17 protein-coding genes are annotated in these 18,319 nt (G+C 71.9%); 4 read left to right on the top strand and 13 right to left on the bottom strand.

Features of this window, described 5'->3' with window-relative positions:
* Positions 1-65: 65 nt before the first annotated feature.
* Positions 66-962, bottom strand: coding sequence for a helix-turn-helix transcriptional regulator (locus tag ACIQPT_RS20130; RefSeq protein ID WP_401157236.1), 897 nt, complete (start codon positions 960-962; stop codon positions 66-68).
* A gap of 100 nt (positions 963-1,062) precedes the next feature.
* Here ACIQPT_RS20130 and ACIQPT_RS20125 point away from each other — a divergent pair, with 100 nt between their 5' ends.
* A complete protein-coding gene (locus tag ACIQPT_RS20125; protein WP_401157235.1) occupies positions 1,063-2,487 on the top strand; it encodes an MFS transporter in 1,425 nt (474 codons plus the stop codon).
* 69 nt (positions 2,488-2,556) lie between these two features.
* Here the strand turns inward: ACIQPT_RS20125 and ACIQPT_RS20120 are convergent, their stop codons facing one another.
* The 5 genes from ACIQPT_RS20120 to ACIQPT_RS20100 all read right to left on the bottom strand — a co-directional run bounded on the left by ACIQPT_RS20120 (position 2,557) and on the right by ACIQPT_RS20100 (position 8,249).
* Positions 2,557-2,910 carry an MmcQ/YjbR family DNA-binding protein gene (locus tag ACIQPT_RS20120; RefSeq protein WP_401157234.1) on the bottom strand — a complete coding sequence of 118 codons (354 nt, stop codon included), beginning with the start codon at positions 2,908-2,910 and terminating at the stop codon, positions 2,557-2,559.
* Positions 2,907-4,205, bottom strand: a complete 1,299-nt coding sequence (locus ACIQPT_RS20115; RefSeq protein WP_401157233.1) for a hemolysin family protein — start codon at positions 4,203-4,205, stop codon at positions 2,907-2,909. The genes ACIQPT_RS20120 and ACIQPT_RS20115 overlap by 4 nt, the downstream gene beginning before the upstream one ends.
* A complete protein-coding gene (gene ybeY, locus ACIQPT_RS20110; protein WP_003969265.1) occupies positions 4,202-4,699 on the bottom strand; it encodes an rRNA maturation RNase YbeY in 498 nt (165 codons plus the stop codon). Before ybeY ends, ACIQPT_RS20115 begins: the two co-directional genes overlap by 4 nt.
* Positions 4,700-4,711: 12 nt before the next feature.
* Positions 4,712-6,856 carry a PhoH family protein gene (locus tag ACIQPT_RS20105; RefSeq protein WP_401157232.1) on the bottom strand — a complete coding sequence of 715 codons (2,145 nt, stop codon included), beginning with the start codon at positions 6,854-6,856 and terminating at the stop codon, positions 4,712-4,714.
* 163 nt (positions 6,857-7,019) lie between these two features.
* Positions 7,020-8,249, bottom strand: coding sequence for a carbohydrate kinase family protein (locus tag ACIQPT_RS20100; RefSeq protein WP_401157231.1), 1,230 nt, complete (start codon positions 8,247-8,249; stop codon positions 7,020-7,022).
* A gap of 401 nt (positions 8,250-8,650) precedes the next feature.
* Here ACIQPT_RS20100 and ACIQPT_RS20095 point away from each other — a divergent pair, with 401 nt between their 5' ends.
* A complete protein-coding gene (locus ACIQPT_RS20095) occupies positions 8,651-10,015 on the top strand; it encodes an MFS transporter (RefSeq protein ID WP_401157230.1) in 1,365 nt (454 codons plus the stop codon).
* Here ACIQPT_RS20095 and ACIQPT_RS20090 read toward each other — a convergent pair.
* The 7 genes from ACIQPT_RS20090 to hrcA form a co-directional block, all read right to left on the bottom strand.
* A complete protein-coding gene (locus ACIQPT_RS20090) occupies positions 9,979-10,971 on the bottom strand; it encodes an adenosine deaminase (protein WP_401157229.1) in 993 nt (330 codons plus the stop codon). The two genes, ACIQPT_RS20095 and ACIQPT_RS20090, sit on opposite strands and share 37 nt — an antisense overlap.
* Before the next feature lie 47 nt (positions 10,972-11,018).
* Complete coding sequence (locus ACIQPT_RS20085; protein ID WP_401157228.1) at positions 11,019-11,933, bottom strand: ribonuclease Z; 915 nt, start codon at positions 11,931-11,933, stop codon at positions 11,019-11,021.
* A 26-nt stretch (positions 11,934-11,959) separates the two neighbouring features.
* The gene (locus ACIQPT_RS20080) at positions 11,960-12,319 is read right to left on the bottom strand and encodes a histidine triad nucleotide-binding protein (RefSeq protein ID WP_401157227.1); all 360 of its coding nucleotides are present in this window, start codon (positions 12,317-12,319) and stop codon (positions 11,960-11,962) included.
* Positions 12,320-12,420: 101 nt separating this feature from the next.
* Positions 12,421-13,167, bottom strand: a complete 747-nt coding sequence (locus ACIQPT_RS20075) for a 16S rRNA (uracil(1498)-N(3))-methyltransferase (RefSeq protein ID WP_401157226.1) — start codon at positions 13,165-13,167, stop codon at positions 12,421-12,423.
* On the bottom strand, positions 13,164-14,237 hold the full coding sequence (locus tag ACIQPT_RS20070) for a nitronate monooxygenase (RefSeq protein ID WP_401157225.1): 1,074 nt from the start codon (positions 14,235-14,237) through the stop codon (positions 13,164-13,166). The genes ACIQPT_RS20075 and ACIQPT_RS20070 overlap by 4 nt, the downstream gene beginning before the upstream one ends.
* A 134-nt stretch (positions 14,238-14,371) precedes the next feature.
* Positions 14,372-15,514, bottom strand: coding sequence for a molecular chaperone DnaJ (gene dnaJ, locus ACIQPT_RS20065; protein WP_401157224.1), 1,143 nt, complete (start codon positions 15,512-15,514; stop codon positions 14,372-14,374).
* Complete coding sequence (gene hrcA / locus ACIQPT_RS20060) at positions 15,515-16,531, bottom strand: heat-inducible transcriptional repressor HrcA (RefSeq protein WP_361868511.1); 1,017 nt, start codon at positions 16,529-16,531, stop codon at positions 15,515-15,517. It abuts the gene before it with no gap.
* A 174-nt stretch (positions 16,532-16,705) separates the two neighbouring features.
* Between hrcA and ACIQPT_RS20055 the strand changes: the two genes are divergently transcribed.
* Together ACIQPT_RS20055 and ACIQPT_RS20050 are read left to right on the top strand one after the other, a co-directional pair.
* A complete protein-coding gene (locus ACIQPT_RS20055; RefSeq protein WP_401157223.1) occupies positions 16,706-17,437 on the top strand; it encodes an MBL fold metallo-hydrolase in 732 nt (243 codons plus the stop codon).
* A gap of 16 nt (positions 17,438-17,453) precedes the next feature.
* The gene (locus ACIQPT_RS20050) at positions 17,454-18,272 is read left to right on the top strand and encodes a DUF3097 domain-containing protein (RefSeq protein WP_401157222.1); all 819 of its coding nucleotides are present in this window, start codon (positions 17,454-17,456) and stop codon (positions 18,270-18,272) included.
* Positions 18,273-18,319: the final 47 nt, after the last annotated feature.

Genomic DNA, 18,319 nt, shown 5'->3' with positions numbered 1-18,319 from the left:
CGAAGCGGGCGGCGGGCCCGCGCAGGTCACCCCGGCACCGGAAGCGCCCAGCCGTACGGGACCGCTCACCCCGGCACCGGATACATCGACCCGCGCCGCCCCTCGGGCGAGGTGAGCCACTGGAGCCTGGCCTCGCAGTCGGTGTCGGGCAGCGGGGTGTGCAGCACGATCGCCAGGTCCGGCCGGGCGGGCACCCGCAACTGGGTGGCCTCCAGGGAGAGGCGGCCGACGAGCGGGTGCTCGACCTCCTTGCGGCTCTGCCCGGCGGGGGCGATGTCGCGCCGCTCCCACAGTTCGGCGAAGAGAGCGCTGGCCGCCCTCGCCTCCTCCACGACGGCCCGGAAGCCGTCGTCGTCCGGGCACTCCGAGCAGGACGCCCGGAACTGGGCCACCACCTGCGGGGCGAGCGCCGCCCAGCCCTCCCCCGTCCGCGCGCGGTAGACCGGGTCGGTGAAGAAGGCGACCAGACAGTTCTGCCGGATGCCCGGGCGCATGCCGAGCACCGCGGCGGCCGCGTCGTTGTACAGGACGATGTTCCAGTAGCGGTCCATGATGTGGGCCGGGTAGGGCATCCAGGCGTCGATGAGCCGGGTCAGCCCCTCGCACATGTCGACGTCGGCCGGATCGACCTCGGCCGGTGGCGGGTTCAGCCCGGCCAGCACGTACAGATGGCGGCGCTCGGCGCTCCTGAGCCGCAGGACACGGGCGACGGAGTCCAGCACCTGCGGCGAGACGGTGATGTCGCGGCCCTGCTCCAGCCACTGGTACCAGGAGACGCCGACCCCGGCGAGGACCGCGACCTCCTCACGGCGCAGGCCCGGGGTACGGCGGCGGGCACCGCCCTCCGGCAGGCCCGCCTCGGCCGGGGTGACGCGGGCCCGGCGGCTCATCAGGAACTCGCGCAGTTCGGCGAGTCGGTGTGCCTTCGTGTCGTCCGTCGCCTGCCGGGCCGGTGTGGCCACGTACTCCCCCTGTGTCCGTGTGTGCGCCTGCCTGGTGGTGCGGGCAACAGGATAAGTTCCCGCTCCCCACGGTTATTCCGGCCGCCGCAGGGTGGGACGCATGGCGATAGAAACCCCACCCACCTCTGCTTCCCCTGTTTCCCCGTCGGCCCCCACGCTCCCGGCTTCCGCCCCGCCCAGGCTGTCGGGCCGGGCCCGGCTGGTCCTCTTCGTGCTGTGCGCCGCCCAGTTCATGGTGGCCCTCGACTTCTCCGTGCTGAACGTGGCGCTGCCGGTGCTCGGCCGGGACCTGGGGCTGAGCACCACGGGCCTCCAGTGGGCGATCACCGCGTTCGCGCTGCCGTCGGGGGGCTTCCTGCTGCTCTTCGGGAGGATCGCCGATCTGTACGGGCGGCGCAGGCTGTTCCTCACCGGGCTCACCGTCTTCGGCGCCTCCTCCCTGCTGGCGACGCTGGCCTGGGACCCGGCCTCCTTCCTCGCCGGGCGGGCGCTCCAGGGGCTGGGGGCGGCGGTCATCGTGCCGACCGGGATGTCCCTGCTGACCACCACGTTCCCGGAAGGTCCACTGCGCGACCGGGCGCTCGGGATCAGCGGGACGCTGCTGTCGCTCGGTTTCACGGTGGGCATGGTCGCGGGCGGGGTGCTGACCGACACGCTGGGCTGGCGCTCCACGATGGGCCTGCTGGCGCTGGCCTCGCTCGTGGTGCTGGCGGTGGCCCCGAAGGTCCTGGAGGAGTCGCGTACGAAGGACCGGCCCCGGCTGGACGTACCGGGCGCGGTGAGCGTCACCGGCGGTCTGCTGGCGCTGATCTACGCGCTGTCGACGGCGGCGGAGCGCGGCTTCGGCGGCGCGGACGTGCTGGTCACGCTGGTCCTCGGCATCGTCCTGCTGGCGGCGTTCGTCGTGGTGGAGTCCCGCTCGGCGGCCCCGCTGGTGTCGCTGCCGATGCTGCGGCGGCGGACGGTGGCGTTCGGCAACCTCGGCGGTCTGATGACCTTCTCGATGATGAGCACGGTCGTCTTCGTCCTGACCCTGTACCTCCAGGAGGTCCTGGACCTCTCGCCGTTCGCCACCGGGCTGGTCTTCGGCGTGCAGGGCGGGCTGTCGGTGGTGGCCGGGATGTACGCGCCGAAGGTGATCGGCCGGATCGGCGCCCGCCGGACCCTGGCGCTGTCGCTGCTCGGCCAGGGCCTGTTCATCGGCGCGCTGCTGGGCCTGGGCACGGAGTCGGGCGTGTGGCTGGCCACGGCGGCGGTGTCGCTGGCGAGCATGTGCCATCTGGGCGCGATCATCGCGTACGGGCTGACCGTGACGTCCGGCATCCCGAACGAGCAGCAGGGCCTGGCGACCGGTCTGGTCACCACGACCCAGCAGGTGGGCCTCACGGTCGGCATCCCGCTGCTGGGGGTGCTGGCCACGACGCAGGACAGCCTCTTCGACGGCGTACGGACGGTGGTGGCGGTCACCGCGGCGATCCTGCTGGCGGCGGGCGCGGCGGTGGCGACGGGGCTGCGCCGCGGCTGACCTTCCTGCCGGTACGAGGACGGGCCCGCTCCCCACGGGGGAGGAGCGGGCCCGTTCGCGTATGCGTCCCTACGGCCGGTCCAGGCGCAGCCGTTCCGCCTTCGGGAGTCCGGCGACCACCAGGTCGTAGGAGTCCTCGACCATCTCGCGCAGCAGCCGGTCCGGGACGCCGGAGACGGTCACCGTGTTCCAGTGCCGCTTGTTCATGTGCCAGCCGGGCACGATCGCGGGGTGCGTCTCGCGCAGCCGGATCGCCTCGTCGGGATCGCACTTGAGGTTGATCGTGAGCGGCCGCCCGTCCAGCGCGGTGAGCGCGAACATCTTGCCGCGCACCTTGAAGACGGAGGTCTCGGGACCGAACGGGAACTCCTCCACGCTCGCGTTGAACTCCAGGCAGAAGGCCCGCAGCCGCTCCGGTGTCATTCCGCTTCCTTCTCCTCGGTCTGCTTGTGCTCCGGCTCCACCAGCACGGTGACGATCTTGTTCCGGCGGCCGGCCGGGGATTCGGCGGTGAGCCGGAGCCTGCGGCCGTCGGGCAGCTCGACCATCGCCGACGCGCCGGCGATCGGGACGCGGCCGAGCGCCTTGGCGAGCAGGCCGCCGACGGTCTCCACGTCCTCGTCGTCGTACTCGTCGAGGCCGAAGAGGTCGCCGAGGTCCCCGATGTCGAGCCGGGCGGTGACCCGGTAGCAGCCGTGCTCCAGCTCCTGGACGGGCGGCAGCTCCCGGTCGTACTCGTCGGTGATCTCGCCGACGATCTCCTCCAGGATGTCCTCGATGGTGACGATGCCCGCGGTGCCGCCGTACTCGTCGATGACGACCGCGACATGGCTGCGGTCCTGCTGCATCTCGCGCAGCAGGTCCCCGGCGTTCTTCGTGTCGGGGACGAACGCGGCCGGGCGCATCGCGGTGGAGACCGGGTCGGCCTCGGACTCGCGGTTGATGTGCGTCTTGCGGACCAGGTCCTTCAGATAGACGATCCCGACGACGTCGTCCTCGTTCTCGCCGGTGACCGGGATCCGGGAGAAGCCGGAGCGCAGGGCGAGGGTGAGGGCCTGGCGGATCGTCTTGTAGCGCTCGATGGAGACGAGGTCGGTGCGCGGCACCATGACCTCGCGGACCAGGGTGTCGCCCAGCTCGAAGACGGAGTGCACCATGCGGCGCTCGTCGTCCTCGATGAGCGACTCCGCCTCGGCGAGGTCGACCATGGCGCGCAGCTCGGCCTCGCTGGCGAACGGGCCCTTGCGGAACCCCTTGCCCGGGGTCAGCGCGTTGCCGACGAGGATCAGCAGCTGCGGGATCGGCCCCATGATCCTGGCCAGCGGCAGCAGGACGTACGCCGATGCCGTGGCCGTGTTCAGCGGGTGCTGGCGGCCGATGGTGCGCGGGGAGACGCCGATGGCGACGTAACTGACGAGGACCATCACGCCCATCGCGACGGCCAGCGCCTCCCAGGTCTCGGGAAGCTCCTGGAGGCAGGCGTAGGTGACCAGGACCCCGGCCGACATCTCGCAGGCGACCCGCACCAGCAGGGCGACATTGAGATAACGGGTCGGGTCGGCCGCGATCTGCGCCAGCTTCGCGCTGCCGCGCCGCCCGGAGCGTACGGCTTCGTCCGCCCGGAAACTGGAGGTGCGGGCGATGCCGGCCTCCGCGCAGGCGGCCAGCCAGCCGACGACGACCAGCAGGACCGCGCCGACGATCAGGGGCGCGCTCACGAGACGGTGGGAGCGGGGGACGCGCCGGTGAGCCCGTGCTCCCCGCGCCAGCCGTCCACGATGGCGGCCTGGAGACCGAACATCTCGGCCTTCTCGTCCGGCTCCTCGTGGTCGTACCCCAGCAGGTGCAGCACTCCGTGGACGGTCAGGAGCTGGAGCTCCTCGTCCATGGAGTGCTGCGTCGGGGCCTCTTCGCCCTGCTTCTTCGCGACCTCCGGGCAGAGCACGATGTCACCGAGGAGCCCCTGCGGGGGCTCCTCGTCGTCCTTGGCCGGCGGACGCAGCTCGTCCATCGGGAAGGACATGACATCGGTCGGACCGGGAAGGTCCATCCACTGGATGTGCAGCTGCTCCATGGCGTCGGTGTCCACGACGATCACCGAGAGCTCGGACAGCGGGTGGATCCGCATCCGGGCCAGTGCGTAGCGGGCGATGTCGAGGATCGCCTGCTCGTCGACCTCGGTTCCGGACTCGTTGTTGACGTCGATCGACATGGTGCGCTGCGACTACTTCCCTTTACGGCGGTCGCGTCGGCCGTCTGCACGGCCTTCCGCCTGACCGTCCTGCTGACCGTTTCGGCTGTCGTACTTCTCGTACGCGTCGACGATACGGCCGACGAGCTTGTGCCGGACGACATCCTGGGAGGTGAGGCGCGAGAAGTGCACGTCGTCCAGGCCCTCCAGGATGTCCTGGACCTGCCGCAGCCCGCTCTTGGTTCCGCTCGGCAGGTCGACCTGGGTGACGTCACCGGTGATGACGATCTTGGAGTCGAAGCCGAGGCGGGTGAGGAACATCTTCATCTGCTCGGCGCTGGTGTTCTGCGCCTCGTCGAGGATGATGAACGCGTCGTTGAGCGTGTTGTGCGTCAGCAGATAGTCCTGGGTGACATACAGCGAGTCCTCCGCCGCCACCTGGATGCAGACCGCCTCTTCCCGGCCCGCCGGCTCGATGCTGTCGATGAACCGCATCGGACGTCCGCCGCCGCCGGCCGCGTGGTACTTCTCGGCCTTGCGGGTGAGACGGAAGGGCTCGATGCCCTCGGGGAGGCGGATGTCGACGACGTGGGCGTCGTACCGGTGGTGGACCGGCCTGCCCTTGGCGAGGCCCGGGGCCCGTCCTTCCGCGGGCCGACGGCGGGTGTACGCCACGCCTCCGAGCGACTGCACCAGCGCGATCACGTCGTCGCGCAGGACGATCGAAGAGGTCGAGTACTGAACGCGGCAGGTGCGGTCCGACTGCGTGACAGGACCGCCATCGGCATCCAGGAGGCCCTGGAGCACTCCGAGGCGAACCTCGGCGGAGTTGTGCAGATAGTCGTCGGGAACGAACTTCGAGTGGGACCGGGACCCGAGGAGATCCAGCTGTCGCAGGATCGCGGTGACCGGGTTCTCCAGCGTCACCACATCGCCCGGCGCCTTGGTGCGGTTCAGCACGTAGTCCGGCCCGCCCCTGTGCCGAAGGGTGACGCCCGTGAGTGCTCCCTCCAGGGCCTCGGCAAGCTCCTGATCCTCGGTGGCGAACGACGGTGTGGTGGAGCCGGTGAGGCAGCCGTCGCCCAGCAGCAGGCCCAGTGCGTACGGGTCCATCGGGACCTCGCGCTCCGGGAAGCTGACCGGCGCGGTCAGCATCGGCAGCTCGTAGCGGCGCGCGTGCGCCGCCCGGAGATTGCCGATCATCTCCTTGGTCTCCAGGACCCGCCACGGCTTGTCCCGGCGGCGATCGGAGGCAGTCCTGACCGTCCACAGGTGCTCACCGCAACACAGTGTCCATGAGCCGTCCTGGGCACTGACGCGATAGATGTCCTTCTCGCCCTGCGGGTAGACGCCGAGGACGGGAGTCGGCTCGCCGTTGGAGCCGATGACCAGGTCACCCACCTCAAGACTGCCGATGGGTCGCCAGCCGTCGGGGGTCAGCACGTTGGTAAAAACGGGCTGGGCCCTGCCACGCATGTACGCCAGCGGCGCGACCTCGATCGTGCCCGCCGCCATCAGCCGCGGGATCGAATCGGGGTCGAGCATGTCGTGCAGGGCGTCGTAGAGCGGGCGCAGATACGGGTCGATCTTGTCGAACAGGGTGCCCGGCAGGAAGCCGAGCCGCTCGCCCGCCTCGACCGCGGGCCGGGTCAGGATGATCCGGCTGACCTGCTTGGACTGCAGGGCCTGGACGGCCTTGGCCATGGCGAGGTAGGTCTTGCCCGTGCCCGCCGGGCCGATTCCGAAGACGATCGTGTGCTGGTCGATCGCGTCGACGTACCGCTTCTGATTGAGCGTCTTGGGGCGGATGGTGCGGCCGCGGTTGGAGAGGATGTTCTGTGTGAGCACCTCGGCGGGCGTCTCGCCCTGAGGGTCTCCCCCGCCGTTGCCGGCCGCCCTGAGCATGGCGATCGACCGTTCCACTGCGTCCTCCGTCATCGGCGCTCCGGTGCGGAGCACGAGCATCATCTCGTCGAACAGGCGTTGGATGAGAGCGACGTCGGCGGCCTCGCCCGTGGCACTGATCTCGTTGCCCCGGACATGGATGTCGGCCGCCGGGAAAGCCTCTTCGATCACGCGCAACAGCGAGTCACCCGATCCCAGGAGCATCACCATGGGGTGTGCGGCCGGGATCCTGATCTGGGCACGCGCCTGCGGCTGTGTGGGTGTCTGAGTCATGGGCCGGCCCTCGGGCCTGCGCATACCTCCCGTTGCAGGGTTCTCGCTGCTCGACAACCTCTGGATTACCAAGCCTACGACCTGGCGGTGACAACGCAGAGTGCTTTTACCGGCCGTGTGTACGACCCGGGCCGCCACGGTGTACGGCCCGGCCGACGCCCGGTCACTGGCGGAAGCCGATCGTGGGCACCGCGCGCCGCAGCGGCCAGGCGCGGGCCGTGGTGGGCAGGAGGTCGTCCAGGAAGGAGTAGCGCTCCAGGGCGGCGGGGTCCTGGTCCGCGCAGGTGCGGATCCGCTGCCACCAGGCGGCGACCTCGGCCCAGCCGGGGGCGGAGAGCGAGCCGCCGAACTCCTGGACCGAGAGGGCGGCGGTGAGCCCGGCGAAGGCGAGCCGGTCGGCGAGCGGCCAGTCGGCGAGGGTGCCGGTCACGAAGCCGGCGACGAAGACGTCCCCGGCGCCGGTGGGGTCGAGGGCCTCCACCTCGATGGCGGGGACCGCCGCGGCGACGCCGGTGCGGCCGTCCACGGCGTACGCGCCCTCGGCGCCCAGGGTGACCACGGCGAGCGGGACGCGTTCGGCGAGCGCGTGGGCGGCGGCGCGCGGGCAGTCGGTGCGGGTGTAGCGCATCGCCTCCTCGGCGTTGGGCAGGAACGCCTCGCAGTGCGCCAGGTCGGGCAGGGCGTCCAGGTCCCAGCGGCCGGTCTCGTCCCAGCCGACGTCGGCGAAGATCAGCGCGCCGTTCCGGGCGGCGGTGGCCACCCAGGGCTCGGCCCGGCCCGGGGCGAGCGAGGCGATGGCGGCACGGGCGCGCGGCGGGCAGTGCGGGAAGGCCGGGGCGGGGGCGGGGGCAGTGGCAGGGGTTCCGGCGGCGGTACTCCCGCCGGACGCCGGGCTCCCGCCGGACGCCGGGCTCCCGCCGGACGCCGGGCTCCCGCCGGACGCCGGGCTCCCGCCGGACGCCGGGCTTCCGGCGGGTCCAGTAGGGGCCGGGGCCTCGTGGCCGTGGGAGACCATCGTGCGCTCGCCCTCGTACGCCATCGAGACCGTGACCGGCGAGTGCCAGCCGGGGACGGTGTGCGACATCGACAAATCGATTCCCTCGCCCTGTTCGAGGGCGTCCCAGCAGTACTCCCCGTAGTGATCGTCACCGAAGGCGGCGGCGAGCGAGGTGCGCAGGCCGAGCCGGGCGAGGGCGGTGGCCATGTTGGCGACGCCGCCGGGGCTGGAGCCCATCCCCCGGGCCCAGGACTCGGTGCCGCGCACGGGGGCGCTGTCCAGGCCGGTGAAGATGATGTCGAGGAAGACCGGGCCGGTCAGGAAGACGTCGCAGGCGGGGTCGCGGGGGGCGCGCAGCGCCAGCAGCGGGTCGATGCCCGGAGTGTCTGTGCTCACCGTGCGCTCCCGGGGTCGTGCGGCGGATCCCGGCAGGATCCGGACCGTGTGAGATGCGGCCAGTCTGCCCGATCCGCCCGGCGGGAACGCGGTGTCCGCGCCCATGCGTTCGCGCCACCCTGACCTGCATAAACATGCGCTAGTACCCGGGGTTTCCCTGCATAAACGCATAAGTGATCCAGATCACATCGGGGCAGCTTTCGGGGGGCCGGGAGCGCTTGATACAAATTGCCCCGCGAGCACCTTCGGGGGACCTTCTCCGACGAGAGCCGCATTTCTCAGCATCTCGCTGTAAATCACTGCAATACCTCCATGCCTTCGCATGTCTCCGCATGCCCCCGCTCGCTTTCCCCCCTCTCCTCCCCTCCCCTGCCTGCTCAGGCATGTCTTCAGGAACGCCCATGTCCTCGCGCCCCGGTGCCGCGTGGCCCCTGGTTGCCGTGTTCACCGCCGGTTACCTCGCCGCCTATCTGCTCCCCACCGTCGTCGGCCGGCTCAGCGCCCATCTCGGGCTGAGTCCCGCCCAGGCAGGTCTGGTCGGCAGCGCCCTGCTCCTCAGTTCGGCCGGTGCCGGCTTCGCCCTGGCGGGCCGGGTCGAGCGGTACGGGGCGCGTACCCCCGCCCGCGCCGGTCTGCTGCTGGCCGCCGTCGGTTACGGCTGTGCCGCGCTCGCCGGGTCCGTCCCGCTGGTGGTGCTCGGTGTGGTGGTCGGCGGCTTCGGTTCGGGCACGGCGACGGCGGTCGCGGCGGCCGGGATCGCCGCCCGGCGCGACCCGCACCGGACGTCCTCGCTCGGGCTGCTCACCGTGTCCGCCACGGCGGGCGTCCTCTATCTGACGATTCCTCACCTCGGCGGCGGCCACCGGCTCCCGTTCGCCGCGATCGCCCTGGTCGCCCTGCTCGTCTGGCCCGCGACCGCCCGGCTCGGCGGTGCCACGAGGGCGGAGGAGGAGACCGCCTCAGCGGTCACCGGCCGGCTCCCGCACCGCCGTTCCGGGCTCGTCCTGGCGGGCGGCATGCTCGTCTGGTCCATGGCGCAGAACGCGCTGTGGGGCGTGAGCAGCCGCATCGGCCTGGTGCAGGCGGGGCTGTCCGAGGTCACCGTCGGCGCGGTGTTCGCCGCCGCGCTCGGTGCGGGGCTGCTCGGGGTGACGGGCGCCGGGCTGCTCGGCGCGCGGCTCGGCCGGGCGGTGCCGATCGGGCTGGGGACCGTGGTCATCGCGGCGAGCATCGTGCTGAGCTCCTCGGCCCGGGATCTCGGGTCGTTCGCGACCGGCGAGGTGCTGTGGAACACCTTCTATCCGGTGGTCCTCTCCTACCTCATCGGTCTGGCCGCCTCCCTGGACGTACGCGGCCGCTGGGCGGTGCTGGCGGGCTCGGCCTCCTCGGTGGGGGTGGCCTGCGGTCCGCTGCTGGGCAGTGTGCTCTCCGAGGAGGCCGGCTATCCGGTGATGGGGCTGATCCTGGGGGCGGCCACCCTGCTGGTCGCCGTCCCGGTGACCGCGGTGGCGCTGCACACCGGCGGCCGTCCGCTGGTGCCCGGTTCGGTGCGCCGCCGCGGTGGCGCACCGGCCGCCCTGCTCGCCGCCACCACCGGAGGCCTGCCCGGCGCGGTGCCGAAGCTCGGTTCACCCGAGCAGGCCGTCACGGAGCTGCGCGTACCGGCCCTGCGGCGCAGGCGGCTGGTGCGCAGCGCGATCCGGACGGCCGGTCCGGACGGCGGTTCCGGTCAGTCGAACGCGTACGCCTCGACCTCGGACAGGTAGCGCGCCCGGCGCTCCTCGTCGTGGTCGAGGAAGGCCGCCTCGAAGGAGTTGCGGGCCAGGGTGCGCAGTTGCTCCGGTTCCAGGGCGAGGGCGTCCCGTACGGCGTCGAAGTTGTCGCCCGCGTACCCGCCGAAGTAGGCGGGGTCGTCGGAGTTGACCGTGCAGAGCAGGCCCGCCGCCATCATCCGGGGCAGCGGGTGGTCGGTGAGCTTGTCGACCGTGCGCAGCCTGACGTTGGAGAGCGGGCAGAGCGTGAGCGGCACCCGGTCGGCAACCAGCCGGGCCACCAGTTCCGGGTCCTCCATGCAGCGCAGTCCGTGGTCGACGCGCTCGACGCCGAGGATGTCCAGGGCCTCCCGGATGTACTCCGGCGGGCCCTCCTCCCCCGCGTGGGCCACCTTGCGCAGGCCGAGGGCGGTGGCTTCCTCGTACACCGCGCGGAACTTGGCGGGCGGGTGGCCGACCTCGGCGGAGTCCAGGCCGATCGCGGTGATCCGGTGCAGATAGGGCTTGGCCGCGTCCAGGGTGCCGAGGGCCGCTTCGGCGGACAGGTCGCGCAGGAAGCACATGATCAGCTGGGTGGAGATGCCGTGCTTCTCCTCGCTGTGCTCCAGCGCCCGGCCGATCCCTTCGACGACCGTGCCGATCGGGACGCCCCGGGCGGTGTGGGCCTGCGGGTCGAAGAAGATCTCGGCGTGCCGGACGCCCTGGGCGGCGGCGCGGGTGAGGTAGGCGTCGACGAGTTCGGCGAAGTCCTCCTCCGTACGCAGCACGGCCATCAGCGCGTAGTAGAGGTCCAGGAAGGACTGGAGGTCGTCGAACGCGTAGGCGGCGCGCAGTTCGTCGGTGGTGGCGTACGGCAGGGCCACTCCGTTGCGCTCCGCGAGGGCGAAGGCCAGCTCGGGTTCGAGGGTGCCTTCGATGTGGAGGTGGAGTTCGGCCTTGGGGAGGTGCACGGTGTCTCGCAAACGGTGGTGCGGTTGTTGACGGTGGTCCGGTTGTTTCAGTGGTGGTGCCGGGTGGGGACCGGGACCCGGATCAGGTCCTGGGCGACGGTGAGTTCGCCGTCGAACCCGGCGGCGCGGGCCTGGGTCTCGAAGAGTTCCGGGTCGCTGTAGCGCTGGGAGAAGTGGGTCAGCACCAGGTGGCGTACGCCTGACTCCTTCGCCACCCGGGCGGCCTGTCCGGCGGTCAGGTGGCCGTGGTCGGTGGCCAGCTTCTCGTCCTCGTCGAGGAAGGTCGATTCGATGACGAGCATGTCGCAGCCCTCGGCGAGCGCGTACACCCCGTCGCAGAGCCGGGTGTCCATGACGAACGCGAACCGCTGTCCGCGCCGGTGCTCGGAGACCTGCTCCAGGGTGACGCCGCCGAGGGCGCCTTCGCGCTGGAGGCGGCCGACGTCCGGTCCGGCGATGCCGTGCTCCTTCAGGAGGGCGGGCAGCATGCGGCGGGTGTCGGGCTCGGTGAGGCGGTAGCCGTACGACTCGACGGGGTGCGAGAGCTTGTGGCTGTCCAGGGTGTACGCGGGGGTGGTGGCGAGGACACCGCCGGGTCCGGCGACCGGGGCCTGGGTCAGCTCGACGGTCTCGCGGTAGGCGGTGGCGTACCGCAGCCGGTCGAAGAAGTGCTGTCCGCTCGCCGGGTAGTGCGCGGTCACCGGGTGCGGCACCTGGTCGAGGTTGATCCGCTGGATCACCCCGGCGAGGCCGAGGGAGTGGTCGCCGTGGAAGTGGGTGACGCAGATCCGGTGGATGTCGTGCGCGGCGACGCCGGCCCGCAGCATCTGGCGCTGGGTGCCCTCGCCGGGATCGAAGAGGATGCCCTCGCCGTCCCAGCGCAGCAGATAGCCGTTGTGGTTGCGGTGCCGGGTGGGGACCTGGCTGGCGGTGCCGAGCACCACCAGCTCGCGTACGGACATGGGGAAGGGCTCCTACGGGGCGGGCGTTATCCGGGCGGCCACTGGAGGCCGCGGCCGCCCAGGACGTGGGCATGCGCGTGGAAGACGGTCTGGCCGGCGCCGGAGCCCGTGTTGAGGATGATCCGGTAGCCGGTGGAGTCGATCTTCTCGTCGGCGGCGACCGCTCCGGCCTCGCGCAGCACGTCCGCGGCGATCCGCGGTTCGGCGGCGGCGAGGGAGGCGGCGTCCGGGTAGTGGACCTTGGGGATGACCAGGACGTGGGTCGGGGCCTGCGGGTTGATGTCGCGGAAGGCGACGGTGGTCTCGCTCTCACGGACGATGGTCGCCGGGATGTCTGCCGAGACGATCTTGCAGAACAGGCAGTCGGACTGCGGCTCTCCCGCCATGGCCGGGCCTCCTCGTTCGCTGGTGATCAGTACAGGTGCATGCTAACGCCGGGGCCCGGCGCCGACGGCGGGCCGCCCCGGCGGTCCCCCGTCGGGACGGTTCACCCCCAGCGTCCCGTGCGTCCCAGCAGCAGCGCGGTCGCGGCCGTCCCGGCGGTGGAGGTGCGCAGCACGCTGCGGCCGAGGCGGTAGGGGCGGGCGCCCGCCTCGGCGAAGGCGGCCAGTTCCTGCGGGGAGACGCCGCCCTCCGGTCCGACGACGAGCACGATCGTGCCGGTGGCGGGGAGTTCGGCGGTGGCGAGGGGGGTGCTGTCGTGGTCGCGGTCCTCGTGGAGGACCCCGGCGAAGTCGGCGGTGGCGAGCAGGGCGGCGACCTGCTTGGTCGTCATGGCCTCGGTCACCTCGGGGAAGCGCACGCGGCGGGACTGCTTGCCGGCCTCGCGTGCCGTGCTGCGCCACTTCGTCAGGGCCTTGGCGCCCCGGTCGCCCTTCCACTGGGTGATGCAGCGGGCCGCCTGCCAGGGCACGATCGCGTCGACGCCGGTCTCGGTCATCGTCTCGACGGCCAGTTCGCCCCGGTCGCCCTTGGGGAGGGCCTGGACGACGGTGATCCGGGGTGTGGGCTCCGGCTCCTCCTGGACGCCCGCGCGGACGGTGACGGTCAGGCGGTCCTTGCCCTCGGCGGCGTGGACGACGCCGTCCGCCCAGTGGCCGAGGCCGTCGGTGAGGACGACGTCCTCGCCGGGTTGGAGCCGCTTGACGGAGACGGCGTGCCGTCCTTCGGGTCCCTCCAGGACGAACTCCGGCCCGGTGGGCATCCGTTCGACGACGAAGACCGGTGCGGTCACCGGGGGCTCCTCATGCTCAGGGCCGACCGGGCGGCCTCCAGTTCGGCGGCGAGCAGCTCGATCAGCTCGCCCGCGGGCAGTTCGCGGGCCATGCGGTGGCCCTGTCCGGCCCACAGCGCCATGCCCTGGGCGTCCCCGGCCTTGGCGGCGGCCCGGCGCAGCCCGGTGGTGACGTAGTGGACCTGGGGGTAGGCGGCGGGGGCGTACGGACCGTGTTCGCGGACGAAGCGGTTGACCAGGCCGCGGGCGGGCCGCCCGGAGAAGGCGCGGGTCAGTTCGGTGCGGGCGAACAGCGGGTTGGTCAGGGCCTGCTTGTGCAGCAGGTGGGCCCCGGACTCGGGGCAGATCAGGAAGGCGGTGCCGAGCTGGGCGGCGTCGGCGCCCGCCGCGAGGACGGCGGCGATCTGGGCGCCGCGCATCAGGCCACCGGCGGCGACGACCGGGATCTGCACGGTCTCGCGGACCTGGGTGATGAGGGAGAGCAGTCCGGTGCCGGCGTGGCCGGCCTCCGGGTCGTCGCGGTGGGTGGACTGGTGGCCGCCCGCCTCGACGCCCTGGACGCAGAGGGTGTCGGCGCCCGCCCACTGGGCGCTCTGGGCCTCCTCGGCGGAGGTGACCGTGACGATGGTGTGCGTCCCGGCCCTGGCGAAGGCGTCCAGGGTGTCGCGGGTGGGGCAGCCGAAGGTGAAGGAGACCACCGGGACCGGGTCCTCCAGCAGGATCGCGACCTTCGCCTCGTAGCCGTCGTCGCCGCTGCTGTCCGGGTCGCCGAGCGGGGTCTCGTACCAGGTGGCCTCGCCGGCGAGCTGGTGGCGGTAGACCTCGACGGCGCTGGGGTCGGCGAGCGCGGGCTGCGGCATGAAGAGGTTGACGCCGAACGGCCCGCCGGTGAGCCGGCGCAGCTGTTTGATCTCGTTGTACATCCCGTCCGCCGTTTTGTACCCGGCGGCCAGGAACCCGAGCCCGCCGGCATCGGCGACGGCCCCGGCGAGCTGGGGTCCGGACGCGCCGCCCGCCATGGGGGCCTGCACGATCGGATACCGGCAGAGATCGGTCAACTCGGAGGACATGACCGCATCGTGCCACGTGCCCGTGCACGGGGCCGAATCAGCCAGCCGACGTCCTGACCGGTTCTCCCTCCGTACACGGCACCGCCCGCCGGTACGGAACCGGCGGGCGGTGCGGTGAAAGGGGAGGAAGCGGTTCAGCGGCCGTTGAACGCGTCCTTCAGCCGGGAGAAGAGCCCCTGCTGACCTGGCTGAAACTGGCCCAGGGGCCGCTCCTCGCCGCGCAGCTTGGAGAACTCCCGCAGGAGCCGCTCCTGTTCCGCGTCGAGCTTGGAGGGGGTCGTCACCTCGACGTGCACGATCAGGTCGCCCCGGCCGCCACCGCGCAGATGCGTGATCCCGCGCCCATGCAGGGGCACGGACTGGCCGGACTGGGTGCCGGGCCGGATGTCGATCTCCTCCAGGCCGTCCAGCGTCTCCAGCGGGCACTTGGTGCCGAGGGCCGCGGCCGTCATGGGGATGGTGACCGTGCAGTGCAGGTCGTCGCCGCGCCGCTGGAACACGGCGTGCGGCAGCTCGTGGATCTCCACGTACAGATCGCCGGCCGGGCCGCCGCCGGGGCCGACCTCGCCCTCTCCGGCGAGCTGGATGCGGGTGCCGTTGTCGACGCCCGCGGGGATCTTGACCGTGAGCGTGCGCCGCGAGCGGATGCGGCCGTCGCCGGCGCACTCCGGGCAGGGGGTGGGCACGACCGTGCCGAAGCCCTGGCACTGCGGGCAGGGTCGCGAGGTCATGACCTGGCCCAGGAAGGACCGGGTGACCTGCGAGACCTCGCCGCGGCCGCGGCACATGTCACAGGTCTGGGCGGAGGTCCCGGGGGCCGCGCCCTCGCCGCTGCAGGTGTTGCAGACGACGGCCGTGTCGACCTGGATGTCCTTGGTGGTGCCGAAGGCCGCCTCGTTGAGGTCGATCTCCAGCCGGATCATGGCGTCCTGGCCGCGCCGGGTGCGCGAACGGGGCCCGCGCTGCGCGGCGTTGCCGAAGAACGCGTCCATGATGTCGGAGAAGTTGCCGAAGCCGCCGGCTCCGAAACCGCCCGCGCCACCGCCGCCACCGCCACTGGCGGAGAGCGGGTCGCCGCCGAGGTCGTAGACCTGCTTCTTCTGCGGGTCCGAGAGCACCTCGTAAGCGGCGTTGATCTCCTTGAACCGCTCCTGGGTCTTCGGGTCCGGGTTGACATCCGGGTGCAGCTCGCGTGCGAGCCGACGGAATGCCTTCTTGATCTCGTCCTGAGATGCGTCGCGGCGCACGCCGAGTACGGCGTAGTAGTCCGTGGCCACTTACGACTCCGCCAGGATCTGTCCGACGTAACGTGCCACTGCGCGTACCGCTCCCATCGTTCCGGGGTAGTCCATGCGGGTCGGTCCGACCACGCCGAGTTTGGCGACTGCCTCGTCGCCCGAACCGTAGCCGACCGCGACGACGGACGTGGAGTTGAGCCCCTCGTGGGCGTTCTCGTGCCCGATACGTACGGTCATGCCCGAGTCCGTTGCCTCACCGAGCAGCTTCAGCAGGACGACCTGTTCCTCCAGTGCTTCCAGCACCGGCCGGATCATCACCGGGAAGTCGTGTCCGAAGCGTGTGAGGTTGGAGGTGCCGCCGATCATCAGCCGCTCCTCCGTCTCCTCGACCAATGTTTCGAGGAGGGTGGAAAGGACCGTGGAAACCGTCCCCCGGTCCTCGCTGTCGAAGGATTCCGGCAGCTCCTGCACCAGCTGCGGGACATCCGCGAAGCGGCGTCCGACGACCCGGCTGTTGAGCCGGGCCCGCAGATCCGCGAGCGATGCCTCGCCGAACGGTGCAGGGCAGTCGATCATACGCTGTTCGACCCGGCCGGTGTCCGTGATCAGGACGAGCATCAGCCGGGCGGGGGCGAGCGCCAGCAGTTCCACGTGCCGCACCGTCGAGCGGGTCAGCGAGGGGTACTGCACGACGGCGACCTGCCGGGTCAGCTGCGCGAGCAGCCGCACCGTCCGGCCGACCACGTCGTCGAGGTCGACCGCGCCGTCGAGGAAGTTCTGGATGGCCCGGCGCTCGGGCGAGGACAGCGGCTTGACGCCCGCGAGCCTGTCGACGAAGAGGCGGTACCCCTTGTCGGTGGGGATGCGGCCCGCGCTCGTGTGGGGCTGGGCGATGAAGCCCTCGTCCTCCAGCACCGCCATGTCGTTGCGGACGGTGGCCGGGGAGACCCCCAGCCGGTGCCGCTCGGTCAGCGCCTTCGAGCCGACGGGCTCCTCGGTGCCGACGTAGTCCTGGACGATGGCGCGCAGCACTTCGAGTCTGCGTTCGCTGAGCATCGCGCACACCTCCAGCTGTGTTTCTCCGGATTCCTCCGGTGTCCGGCTGGCACTCGGTGTGTTCGAGTGCCAGCAATCCCCCGGTCAGTGTACGGGGGTGGGGTGGGGCCGGGGCAAGGGCGACCGGCCACGCTCCCACGAGACTGCGCAGGTCGTTGCCGATAGCGTCGTTGTATGGACGTCGCTTGGGAAGACTTCGGCTGGGAGCGGTTGGGCAACGGTATCGGCAGGCGGCGGCTCCCGGGCTGGGATGCCACCGCCGGGCTGGTCGCCGGGCCGGACGGCGTATTGCTGTACGACACCGGCGCCACGCTGCGCGAGGGCGTCGAGCTGCGGCGGCAGGCCGAGGCGCTGCTCGGGCGGAGGGTGACGCATATCGCACTGAGCCACCCGCATTTCGATCATGTGCTGGGCACGGCGGCGTTCGCCGGGGCGCAGGTGTACGGGGCGGTGGGCGTCGGGGCTCTGCTGCGGGACGAGGCGGAGGGCCTGTGCGTCTCGTCGGTGCGTCACGGGGTCGCGGAGGACGAGGCGGCCCGGTCGGTGGACACGCTGGTGGTCCCGCACCACGAGGTGTGCGGCGACTGGACGCTCGACCTGGGCGGCGGCCGGCAGGTGCTGCTGGCGAACGTGGGCCCGGGGCACAGCGGCCATGACCTCGCGGTGCTGGTGCCGGGGGTGGACGGCGGGCCTCCGGTGGTGTTCTGCGGTGATCTGGTCGAGGAGTCGGGCGAGCCGCAGGCGGGCCCGGACGCGATCACCTCGCGCTGGCCGGCCGCGCTGGAGCGGCTGCTGGCGCTGGGCGGCGAGGACGCGCTGTACGTGCCGGGGCACGGGGCGGTGGTGGACGCGGGCTTCGTCCGGGCGCAGCGGGCGTCGTTGGAAGAGCGGTTCGCGACAGTGTGACGATTATCGTCGGTCCATGCGCAGCTACCAGCCGGACCTGACCCCGCCGTGGAAGCGGTCCGCCCCCGTGCCCGAGGTGCCCGCCGAACCCGATCTGGTCGTGGAGGAGGTCGGCAGCGGTTTCTGCGGGGCGGTGATCCGCTGCGAGAAGACGGCCCAGGGCCCGACGGTGACCCTGGAGGACCGGTTCGGCAAGCACCGGGTGTTCCCGATGGAGCCGCGCGGCTTCCTGCTGGAGGGCAAGGTCGTCACGCTGGTGCGCCCGGGGACCGGCGGTCCGGTGCGTCCCACCCGTACGGCTTCCGGTTCGGTGGCGGTGCCCGGGGCGCGGGCCCGGGTGGCGCGGGCCGGGCGGATCTATGTGGAGGGCCGGCACGACGCGGAGCTGGTCGAGCGGGTGTGGGGCGACGACCTGCGCATCGAGGGCGTGGTGGTCGAGTATCTGGAGGGCGTCGACGACCTCCCGGCCATCGTGGGCGAGTTCGCGCCGGGGCCGGACGCCCGGCTCGGCGTGCTGGTGGACCACCTGGTGACCGGCTCCAAGGAGTCCCGGATCGCGGCGCGGGTCTCGGACCCGCATGTGCTGGTGGTGGGCCACCCGTACATCGACGTGTGGGAGGCGGTGAAGCCGTCCTCGGTGGGGATCGACGCCTGGCCGGTGGTGCCGAGGGGCCAGGACTGGAAGACGGGTGTGTGCCGGGCGCTGGGGTGGCCGGAGAACACCGGGGCGGCCTGGCAGCACATCCTGTCCAAGGTGCGCAGCTACAAGGACCTGGAACCCCAACTCCTGGGCCGGGTGGAGGAATTGATCGACTTCGTCACTCTTCCGGACTGATGTCCCCCGGCTGATGCCCGTTCGTCCCGGACGATCACGTGCCGATC

It is taken from the genome of Streptomyces sp. NPDC091289 (assembly GCF_044757365.1).
Taxonomy (GTDB): Bacteria; Actinomycetota; Actinomycetes; order Streptomycetales; family Streptomycetaceae; genus Streptomyces.
The sequence above is the reverse complement of the archived record's forward strand: the minus strand, read 5'-3'. Positions and strand labels throughout refer to the sequence as shown.